The organism is Caballeronia sordidicola (genome assembly GCF_002220365.1).
Classification (GTDB): domain Bacteria; phylum Pseudomonadota; class Gammaproteobacteria; order Burkholderiales; family Burkholderiaceae; genus Caballeronia; species Caballeronia sordidicola_C.
Window position 1 is genome coordinate 29,424 of record NZ_MTHB01000048.1, and the last position, 10,855, is coordinate 40,278.

A 10,855-nucleotide genomic window follows, 5' to 3' on the forward strand; every position below is an offset into this window, starting at 1 on the left:
TCACGAGGTTCACGAAGGTGACGAAAGTGACATAAGGCGCCGGCCCGTTTCGATTGTTCGTTTGAGTGAGCGACAAAAAATGGCCATCAATTTTGAAAACCGCTATGCGGACGTAGTGTCGACGGGGGACGAGCTGCGCTTGTCCGACTACCTGGCGGCCATCTTGGGAAGCTGGCGAATCATCGCCTTGGTGACCCTGGTGGTGGTTGCGCTCGGTACGGCCTACGCATTCATTGCGTCGCCGGTTTATCGTGCCGATGCGATGATCCAGGTGACTGAAAGCAATCCGGGCAATAACGCCAATAACAACAATGCCAACGCGGTGCAGACCGTGTCGCAGATGTTCGACGCGAAGTCGACGACCTCGGCCGAAATCGAGTTGCTGCGCTCGAGGCTCGTGGTTGAGGATACGGTCAACAAGCTGCATCTGGATATCAGCGCCCGACCGCGCTATTTCCCGATCGTGGGCGGCATGATCAGCGACATCCTCGGCACGCGCAACGGCCAGGCGCCGGTGAGCTGGCTCTCGGGTTTCGCGTGGGGCAACGAAAGCATCTCGGTGCCGAAGTTCGACACGCCCAAGGAAGCCTACGACAAGACGTACATCCTGACAGCCGGTGAAAACGGCAGCTATGTGCTGAGCGACCCGGACGGCATCGCGATCCTGAACGGCAAGGTCGGCCAGGAAGCGAGCGGAACGAGCGCACTCGGGCCGGTCACGTTGCTGGTCGAAAACATGAGCGGGGAGCCGGGCGCCAAGTTCGAACTGACGCGTGCATCCACGCTCGGTACCGTGGATGCGCTGCAAAAGCGCCTCACGGTGGCTGAGACCACGCTGCAGTCCGGCATCATCGCGTTGAGCCTTGAAGGCCACGACAGCAAGCTGACGTCGCAGATCGTGAACAACATTGCGCGCCGCTTCATTCAACAGGATCTCGACACGCGTTCAGCTGAAGCCGGCAAGACGCTTGCGTTCCTCGAGCAGCAGTTGCCGGAAGTACGCGCCCAACTCGACCAGGCCGAGCAGAAGTACAACAACTTCCGCAACAAGCAAGGCACGGTCGACCTGAGCGAAGAAAGCCGCCTGTTGCTCCAGCAAGTCGTCGACAACAAGTCGAAGCTGATGGACCTGCAACAGCAACGCGCCGAACTCTCGCAGCGCTTCACCGCGAATCATCCTTCGGTGGCCGCGCTTGACGCTCAGATCGGTGCATTGCAGGCTGCGCAAGGTTCGTTGACCAAGAACGTGTCCGTGCTGCCCGATACCGAACAAACTGCGCTGCGCCTGCTGCGCGACGTGCGGGTTGATACCGAGCTCTATACGAACCTGCTTAACAGCGCGCAGCAGTTGCGCGTGGCGAAGGCTGGGCAAGTAGGCAACGTGCGGGTAGTCGACTTCGCTGAACCGGCTGACGATCCTGTGCGCCCGAAGCGCCTGCTCGTGATCCTGATCAGCCTGGGCAGCGGCCTGGTGCTCGGCATTCTCGTGGCGTTCATCCGCAAGTCGCTGTATGGCGGCGTGGAACGTCCGGAAGAAATCGAAAACCGCTTGGGCGTGCGTGTGTTCGCCATCGTGCCGCGCAGCAGCCAGCAATTGCGCCTGCAGCAGAAGGTCGGTTCGCGCAGCCAGGGTCTTCACGTCCTCGCCGCGACCTCGCCGGAAGACGCGGCGGTGGAAGGGATTCGCGGCCTGCGCACTTCGCTGCAACTGCAGATGGCCGATGCACGTAACAACGTGGTGATGCTGACGGGCTCACGTCCGGATGCAGGCAAGTCGTTCCTCTCGGTGAACCTGGCGACCCTGGTGGCATCGACGAGAAAGCGGGTGCTGCTGATCGACGGCGACATGCGTCGCGGCGACGTCCACTCGCACTTCGGCGTGCGCCATATGCCGGGCTTGTCCGACGTGCTAATGGGCTCGGATATCGAATCCGCGGTGCTGCATGACGTGCTGCCGGGTGTCGACCTGCTGACCAAGGGCTCGCTGCCGTCGCATCCGTCGGAACTGCTGATGAGCGACCGCATGCATGAAGTGCTGGAAGTGCTCAAGCACCAGTACGACCTCGTGATCATCGATACCCCGCCGGTCCTGGCGGTCACCGACGCAACCGTGATCGGCAAGCATGCCGGCACGAGCCTGCTGGTGGTGCGCCACGGCCGCAACCAGGTGGAAGAGATCGGCGAAACGATGAAGCGCCTGCATCACGGCGGCGTGAACATGAAGGGCGTGCTGCTGACCGACGTACCACAGTCGAGACTGATGTCGGGTAGCGCGTACACGAACTACTACGGCTACGAGAGCATCGCCGAGTGATGCATGGAAACGAAGAGCTTGCGGCGCGCGGGCACGCGCCGCAAATTCAATCTGAGAGACGAGAGGCACACGATGAAACGCAAGGTCGCTTTGATCACCGGCATCACCGGGCAGGACGGCTCCTACCTGGCCGAACTGCTGCTCGCGAAAGGCTATGAAGTGCACGGCATCAAACGCCGTAGCTCGCTGTTCAACACAGACCGCATCGACCACCTGTATAGCGATCCGCACGAGTCGGATCGCACGTTCGTCCTGCACCACGGTGACCTGACGGATACCTCGAGCATTATGCGCATCGTGCAGCGCACCGAGCCGGACGAGATCTATAACCTCGGCGCGCAGAGCCACGTGCAGGTGTCGTTCGAAGAGCCCGAATACACGGCCAACGCCGATGGCCTCGGTGCGCTGCGCATGCTCGAAGCGATCCGCATTCTTGGCATGGAGAAGAAGGCGCGTTTTTATCAGGCGTCCACGTCCGAGCTCTTCGGTCTCGTGCAAGAGTCGCCGCAGAAGGAAACCACGCCGTTTTATCCCCGCAGCCCGTATGCGGCGGCCAAGCTGTACGCCTACTGGATGACGGTGAACTACCGCGAAGCGTATGGCATGTATGCGTGCAACGGCATTCTGTTCAACCACGAGTCTCCCGTGCGCGGCGAGACCTTCGTTACGCGCAAGATCACCCGGGCGCTCGCGCGTATCGCGGTGGGTATGCAGGACGAGATGTATCTCGGCAACCTGTCCGCCATGCGCGACTGGGGCCATGCACGCGACTACGTCGAGATGCAATGGCTGATGCTGCAACAGGAACAGCCGGAAGACTTCGTGATCGCCACGGGCGAGCAGCACAGCGTGCGCGAATTCGTGATCCTGGCCGCGGCCGAGCTCGGTGTTCACATGCGCTTCGAAGGTGAGGGCGTGGACGAAGTAGGCATTGTGGACCGGGTCGAGGGACGCGAAACAAAGATGACCAAGGGCGATGTGATCGTGCGCGTGGACCCGCGCTATTTCCGTCCGACGGAAGTGGAAACGCTGCTTGGAGATCCGTCGAAGGCGCACGCGAAACTGGGCTGGCGCCCGACCACGACCTTCCCTTCACTTGTGAAGGAGATGGTTCGTTCCGATTTTCAGTTAGCTCGGCGTGACGCGCTGGTCACGTTAGCCGGATTCAAAGCGCTTGAACACCACGAGTGAATATCATGGATAAAAACGCACGCATTTATGTAGCGGGTCATCGCGGCATGGTTGGATCGGCGCTGGTCCGTCGCCTGACGAGCGAAGGGTATCGCAACATCATCACGCGGACCCGGTCACAGCTCGACCTGACCGACCAGGTCGGCGTCAATATGTTCTTCGAGAAGGAGAGCATTGACGTGGTGTTGCTCGCGGCGGCGAAGGTCGGCGGCATTCTCGCGAATTCGACGCTGCCGGGGTCGTTTATCTACGAGAACCTCACGATCGAAACCAACGTGATTCATGCGGCCTGCCGCTGGAATGTGTCCAAGCTCGTGTTCTTCGGTTCTTCCTGCATCTATCCAAAGGCCTGTCCGCAGCCGATCAAGGAAGAGTATTTGCTGACCTCACCGCTCGAGCCCACCAACGAGGCGTACGCAATCGCGAAGATCGCCGGGCTGAAGCTCTGCGAAGCTTATAACCGCCAATACGGTTGCAAGTTCATCTCGCTCATGCCGACGAACCTCTACGGTCCGAACGACAACTACGACCTGAAGAGCAGTCACGTGCTGCCGGCGCTGATCCGCAAGGCGCACGAAGCAAAGGTGAACGGGGAAAGCACGCTGACGGTATGGGGATCGGGCACGCCGCGCCGCGAGTTCATGTATGTGGACGATCTCGCCAGTGCTGCGGTGTTCCTGATGGAAAGCGGGCGTACCGAAGGTATGTTCAACGTGGGCGTGGGCGAGGACATGTCCATCCACGAACTCGCGGAGACGGTTTGCCGTGTGGTCGGCTTCCAGGGCCAGCTCGTGTTCGACGCGAGCAAGCCGGACGGCACCATGAGAAAACTGCTGGATGTGTCGAAGCTGGGCGAGATGGGATGGTCGGCGTCGACGGGGCTCGAGCAGGGCCTCCGTGCGACCTATCAGGATTTCCTGACGTGCTACGAGGCGCTGAGCCAGCAACCGGCACACGCGTGAACCTGAAGTCGACGATCGCTTCGCCCATGCGCGCTACCAATCAGGGATAACTACAAAATGAACGCCACGGTCACCATTTTTCATAACGTCGTCTGGTCACGGCACAAAGGCGCGGTGCTATCCGCGCTGCACAACATATCCGGGTCCGGGTCGATCAAGTATTCGATGGTGCAGATTGCAGACACGGAGCATGATCGCATTGGTTTTTCTGACGTGGACTATTCGTTCCACAGCTATCCGATGCGCAAGCTCTACAACGGCTGCTATGAAGACGTACCGACTTGGCGCATGACGGCTCGCCTCACGTGGGAAGTGCTGAAGGCAAAGACGGACCTGGTGGTGCTGCCGGGTTATCACCGTCCCGAGTACTGGGCGATGATGGCCGCGTGCGTCCTGACGGGCAAGCGTCGCGCCGTGTTCTGCGATTCGACCGCACGCGACCGGCCGCGCAGGATGATGACGTCCATTCCGAAGCGCATTTTCTTCTCGCTATGCGACGGTTATTTCGGGTTCGGCGAACGCAGCCGCGAGTATTTGATGTCGCTTGGCGCCAAGCAGGAAAAGATCTTCATCCCGTGTCAGGCGGCCGCCCTGCCGCGCTCGTTTTCGCCCGAGCGCGCGTTGCCCGACCGGCTGCATTATCGCGTCGGCAACAAGCCCATTTTCCTTTACGTCGGTCGTCTGTCGCCGGAGAAGGGCATTGGCACGCTGATCGATGCGTTCCGCGGCTTGAAGGAACGGATTCCCGATGCAGCGCTGCGCATTGTCGGCACGGGTCCGATGGGTGACGAACTCAAGGCGAAGGTGGCTTCAATGGGGCTGTCCGATTCCGTCACGTTCCTGGGCAGCCTGCAGGACGAACCGTTGTCGGTCGAATACTTCAGCGCTACTTGCATGGTGTTGCCCAGCAAGAGCGAACCCTGGGGTCTGGTGGTCAATGAGGCGCTTAGCCACGGCTGTCCGTCGGTGGTGAGCGAGAGTTGCGGCTGCGTACCGGAACTGGTGATTGACGGGGTGTCGGGTTATGCGTTTCCGGCCGGCGACGTGCCTGCCATGCAACGCACGATGCTCAAGTCGATCGAGGCTTTCGCCGACACGGCAGGCGCTGCGAAGCAATGCATGGACGTGATCCAGCGTTTCGATCCGCCGTCTGCTGCAGCGAACATTGCGCGGGGCTGCGCGATGATGCTCAGCGACTGACCGTGGATCTTTGCGACGGCCGATTGATTCCAGAATCCAAAGAGGCACGCGTGGTCACCGAAGCGCGATTGCGCAGGTGTGCACCTGCGGACGATGTTTCGCAAAAGTCCTTTCCGGCGGGGCATGGTTGTCCGGCGGAAGTGGAGGTACGATGAGAATCCTTATCTACGGGCTCAACTACGCGCCCGAGTTAACCGGAACTGGCAAATACACCGCCGAAATGGCGGAGGCTTTGCAACAGCAGGGCCACGACGTTCGCGTGGTGTGCGCGCCTCCGTACTATCCGGAATGGAAGATTGCGAAGGGTTATTCGGGCTTGCGCGGTTCGCACGAAACACGCAACCAGGTACGCGTCTGGCGTTCGCCGCTGTGGGTGCCGGCGCGTCCGAGCGGCCTCAAGCGCATGATCCACCTCGCTTCATTTGCCGTGGCTTCGCTGCCTGCGCTGGTCTTGCAGACGTGGTGGCGTCCCGACGTCGTGATGTCGATTGCCCCGACCATGCTCAACGCACCGGCCGCGCTCGCGCTCGCGCGTTTGACGGGCGCGGAAGCGTGGCTGCATATTCAGGATTTCGAAGTAGACGCCGCGTTTGATCTCGGCTTGCTGAAGAGCCAGCGTGCGGGACGTTTTGCGCGCATGGTCGAGAGCATGCTGCTGCGCCGGTTCAACGTTGTCTCCACAATCTCGGACAAGATGGTTGAGCGCGCGATTGCAAAGGGCGTTGCCCCTTCCAATGTGTTTCGCCTGCCGAACTGGGTGGATATCAGCGCGATCTATCCGCTCGACCGCGCGAACAAGTATCGCGATGAATTGAACATACCCGAGAGCTCGAAGGTCGTGCTTTACTCCGGCAACATGGGCGCGAAGCAAGGCATCGAGGTGCTGGCGGGTGCAGCCGCTGCGCTGGCTGCACGCCAGGACATCGTGTTCGTGTTCTGCGGGAATGGCGCGACGAAGGCGGAGTTGGAGAAGTGCTGCAAGCATTTGTCCAATTGCCGATTCATTGCGCTGCAGCCCGTGGCGCGCCTGAACGAACTGCTCAATCTCGCCGATATCCATGTGCTCCCGCAACGCGGCGATGCTTCCGATCTCGTCATGCCGTCAAAACTCACGGGCATGTTCGCGAGCGGGCGCGTGGTGATCGCAATGGCACGTCCGGGGACTGAGCTTTATAACATCGTGACGCCGCGCGGCGTGGTCGTGCCGCCAGAGAATGTGCAGGCCTTGTCAGATGCTATCGAGATGCTCGTGTCAGATCCGGGGCAACGTGCCATCCTCGGCGCCGAGGGCCGTGCATTCGCGGAGCTGAATTTGTCGCCGGGCTGGGTGCTCGGGCGGCTGGATGAAAAGTTGCGTCTATTAAGAGGGGAACGTGCGGCGGACCGGTTGAGCGAACGTAAGGACGCGAAGGCCGTTAGCACGGCAAGCCCGTCGCCCAAGGCGAATTCCGCAGTGAAACTGGTGGAAATAGAGAAGATCGATTGACCCTTGACCTGTAGGGATCAGATGCGGGTAGGGGTCTGGCGCAATCCCCCTGCTTCATTGCTTGTTCGAAGCAGGGGCGGCGCGAGAATCCTCAAAGCCAAAACACTCAATACGGAGATCGATAGATCTCCGTATTTCTTTTGGCCGTTGGTTTGAGGCCGGTCGTGGTGTACACGGACTGCGCCGCGCCTTCAGGGGTGGCCACCAGCTTCCCGGTCGCGTCCTTCACTTGCATGCGCGCCCCGGGCTTCATTACCACCGTGCCGGGTGTGACGAACGACGCGTTGGTCTGGGCCGGGTCCGCGTTGTTGTTCATCATTTTTTCAGCAGAGGTGCTGGCAGCAGCGGCCTTCGCGCGGTTGCCGGCGGGAGCCTGCCCATAGGGATCGGCATAGCCGGCTCCATAGGTGTCAGGTGCGCCCAGCAGTTTCTCTTCGGTTCCGAAGTCGCGCGTGCCAGCGTCGCCCCCGGCTGCATGAGCCAAGGGCCATGCCGAGCACGCGGCACTCGCGATCAGCAAGGCTATTGCGCGATGAACTGATAGTTGGCGATTGATTGATTTCATGATGCGCTCCGGATATTCGGCGAGTATGAAGATTGATTGTTATCCCAAAGCCGGCGTGATGTCGAGCGGTTGGCACCCCTTGTTTCAAGGTAGCAAATCTTCGCGCGCATGCTCATGCAGATACCGCCAAAAGTCTTTCCCTTGCGGCCATTAGTGGGCTGGCGCACGAGGACGGTCAGACGTATCGCAGATAATCGTTTCACGCGGCGCTGTGATTCAACTGGTGATGCAATTCGCCGCGACGGGCTCGGGGGCCGGCAATCATGCTCAGAACAATCGACGAACCTTGCGTTGAGGACCAGGTGGCTAAAGACAAGACCACCACCAGTCAACGCCCACATCCTGCTGCCCACGGTACGGGCGAAGGCACGGCGCGCTTCAATGGTGCAAGCAGCGCGAACAGCACAGGCAGCGGCAAGGTCATCGACCTTGGTCTTGCGGGCAAGGGCAACTATGTGGCCCGGCGCGGCGTGCTGACGGAGATCATGTGGTTCTTTATTGAAGCTGCCGTCATCAATAACAAATTTGTACCGGTATCGGCTGTCCGCGTCTGGCTGTTGCGCCGCTTTGGCGCACGCATTGGTTCGGGTTGCCGGATGCCACATCCCATTCGCGTGAAGGCGCCGTGGAATCTGGAAGTGGGCGACAACTGCTGGTTCGGCGTAAACGCGTGGCTCTACAACCAGGCGCTGATCCGGATCGGTTCGAATGTATGCATCTCGCAGGATGCATTTCTCACCACGGGTTCACATGATCTCGAGCGCAACATGGATTTGCGTGTTGCGCCCATCGTGATTGAGGACGGCGTGTGGATTACATCGAAATGTGTCGTACAAATGGGCGTGACCATCGGCCGCTCGACAGTGGTGACGCCACTGTCGGTGGTGCATCGGTCGCTGGATGCAGAAGGCGTATACGGTGGAAATCCGGTGCGATTTATCAGGAAGCGGTTCACCGCGTAGCACCTGAGAGGCACCAGGAAAGTGCGCCGAAGAAAAAAGGTTTTGTACGGCATGCCGGGCGCGTCGACCAGCGCGCTTTTGGCTGTCTGTGCCTTTATCTTGGCGGGCGACGAAGCACGGGTCCGACGATTATTACACGCAGGTAAGGCTTGGCATGACTTCCTGGCTGCAAGTAATTTCGACTGAAACTCGCGTAGTGCTTCGTGGATTATCAGGGACCGAAACCTGTTGGATGCCGGCGGCGCATTGGCCGCGCCGAAGCAGGGTTGGCCACGAATCGTTTCGACAACGGGTGACGACAGTGGAGAGCCGAACACGACAAGTGGGCGAACCGCTGCACACGAGAGGGAGCACGGGGAATGTTCATTGACAGCCGGAATGTTGAGCAGCGCGCGGAAATTGAAACCACCGTCTGCATTATCGGGGCAGGGGTTGCGGGAATCACGCTGGCGCTCGAAATGGATAAGCACGGTATAGACACTGTTCTGCTGGAGAGCGGTGGCTACAAGCCGGACCATGAGACGCGCGATCTGTATCGCGGCGAGAACGTCGGGATTCCTTACACCTACGCAGATGGCAGCCGCAGCCGTTTCCTGGGCGGCAGCAGCAATTGCTGGGGCGGCTGGTGCCGTCCGCTCGATTCGTGGGACTTTGAAAAGCGCGACTGGGTGAAGGATAGCGGCTGGCCTTTCGGGCTTGACGAATTGCGCCCGTACTATGCGCGCACGCATGCGTTGCTCAAGCTTGGCGAAAACAATTTCGACCCGGCCTATTGGGAAGCCGCCATTGGCCGTGACGATGTCAGGCGTCATCCGCTGCCAAGCGGCACCGTCCGCGACACGATTTCGCAGTTCAGCCCGCCGGTGCGTTTCGGCAAGGTGTATAAGGCCGTGCTCGAGCGCTCGTCGCATGTGCGAGTGTTCCTCAACGCCAACGCGATGAACATCGACACCGACACCGACGCGCGTCATGTCTCGCGTATCGAGGTCGGTACGCTGAGCGGGCGGCGTTTTACCGTGGCTGCGAAGATCTTCGTGCTGGCGACCGGCGGCATTGAAAATGCACGGCTGCTGCTTGCATCGAACAAGGCGCAGGCCGCGGGCCTGGGCAATGGAAATGACCTGGTGGGCCGCTATTTCATGGACCATCCGCGCACCATGCAGGGCAGCATCAAGTTCAAGAAGCCGTGGGCGCGCAACAAGCTTTACGACATCAAGTATCACTATCAGAACGCATCTGTCGCGGCGCACGGGCAGTACATCTCGTCGCAGTTCGCGCTGACACAGAAGGTGCTCGAGCGTGAACGTTTGCTCAATGCACGCGTGTGGTTCTATTCGGTGTTTCGTGGTGAAAACACGGAAGGCGCTGACGCGCTTGTGCGCTGCAAGCAGGCAGTGTTGCAGAAGGACCAGCCGGACTGGAATTTTTCGCAGGACCTGTTGACCATGGCCATGCATCCGGTGGACACGGCCTGCTTCGGTCTTGCGCGCTTGTTGCAGCCGCGTCCTCTGATCACCGACGTCAAGTTCCAGACTATCGTGGAAGCGGAGCCGAATCGGGACAGCCGTGTGACGCTGTCGTTGCAGAAGGATGCGCTCGGCATGAACCGCGTCAAGGTGGACTGGCAGTTGACCGAGCTGGCCAAGCGCACCTTCGACCGTACCGTGACGTTGCTGGCGGAAGAAATGCAGCGAACCGGCGTGGCCGACGTGAAGCTCGATGAGCCGATGGAAGGCAAGCCGTGGCCGTCGCAGCTTGAAGGTACTTGGCATCACATGGGTACGACCCGCATGCATGATTCGCCGAAGCAAGGCGTGGTCGATCGCAACTGCCAGGTGCACGGCATGAGCAATTTGTATGTAGCGGGCAGTTCTGTATTTCCGACGGTCGGCGCGAATTTTCCGACCATCACGATCGCGGCGATGACGCTGCGGCTTTCCGAGCATGTGCTGAAGGCGTTGCGCGGCGAGATTTCGCCGCTTGCGTCAGTGACGTCGATTGGCGCGGGCGCTGAGCGCCGCTCGTCCGAAGACACCACCATGCCGTTCGCCGCATCGACGTTGCGTCCGCCTTCGGATCTGGCCTTCATGGCGAAGAAGTAGGGCGGCCGGGGGTATCGGGCAGGTTCGTTGCCCGATATTTTTGGCCGATAGAAAGACCCGCCGGTGGATGATT

Annotated in this window: 8 protein-coding genes; 7 read left to right on the top strand and 1 reads right to left on the bottom strand. The window is 60.3% G+C overall.

Features of this window, described 5'->3' with window-relative positions:
- Positions 1-79 precede the first annotated feature (79 nt).
- The 5 genes from BSU04_RS08660 (at position 80) to BSU04_RS08680 (ending at position 7,153) form a co-directional block, all read left to right on the top strand.
- Positions 80-2,314, top strand: a complete 2,235-nt coding sequence (locus BSU04_RS08660) for a polysaccharide biosynthesis tyrosine autokinase (RefSeq protein ID WP_089160229.1) — start codon at positions 80-82, stop codon at positions 2,312-2,314.
- 72 nt (positions 2,315-2,386) lie between these two features.
- On the top strand, positions 2,387-3,505 hold the full coding sequence (gene gmd / locus BSU04_RS08665) for a GDP-mannose 4,6-dehydratase (RefSeq protein ID WP_089160241.1): 1,119 nt from the start codon (positions 2,387-2,389) through the stop codon (positions 3,503-3,505).
- 5 nt (positions 3,506-3,510) lie between these two features.
- Positions 3,511-4,467, top strand: coding sequence for a GDP-L-fucose synthase family protein (locus BSU04_RS08670; RefSeq protein ID WP_089160230.1), 957 nt, complete (start codon positions 3,511-3,513; stop codon positions 4,465-4,467).
- Between the two features lie 57 nt (positions 4,468-4,524).
- Positions 4,525-5,667 carry a glycosyltransferase family 4 protein gene (locus BSU04_RS08675; RefSeq protein WP_089160231.1) on the top strand — a complete coding sequence of 381 codons (1,143 nt, stop codon included), beginning with the start codon at positions 4,525-4,527 and terminating at the stop codon, positions 5,665-5,667.
- 151 nt (positions 5,668-5,818) lie between these two features.
- Positions 5,819-7,153, top strand: coding sequence for a glycosyltransferase WbuB (locus BSU04_RS08680; protein WP_089160232.1), 1,335 nt, complete (start codon positions 5,819-5,821; stop codon positions 7,151-7,153).
- 106 nt (positions 7,154-7,259) lie between these two features.
- Here BSU04_RS08680 and BSU04_RS08685 read toward each other — a convergent pair whose 3' ends face one another.
- Positions 7,260-7,718: a hypothetical protein gene (locus BSU04_RS08685; protein ID WP_089160233.1), complete on the bottom strand. Its 459-nt coding sequence runs from the start codon at positions 7,716-7,718 to the stop codon at positions 7,260-7,262.
- A gap of 263 nt (positions 7,719-7,981) precedes the next feature.
- On the opposite strand from BSU04_RS08685, the gene BSU04_RS08690 reads away from it, so the two are divergent.
- Positions 7,982-8,680 carry a putative colanic acid biosynthesis acetyltransferase gene (locus BSU04_RS08690; protein ID WP_256982330.1) on the top strand — a complete coding sequence of 233 codons (699 nt, stop codon included), beginning with the start codon at positions 7,982-7,984 and terminating at the stop codon, positions 8,678-8,680.
- Between the two features lie 359 nt (positions 8,681-9,039).
- A complete protein-coding gene (locus BSU04_RS08695) occupies positions 9,040-10,782 on the top strand; it encodes a GMC oxidoreductase (protein WP_089160234.1) in 1,743 nt (580 codons plus the stop codon).
- The last annotated feature ends 73 nt before the right edge of the window (positions 10,783-10,855 follow it).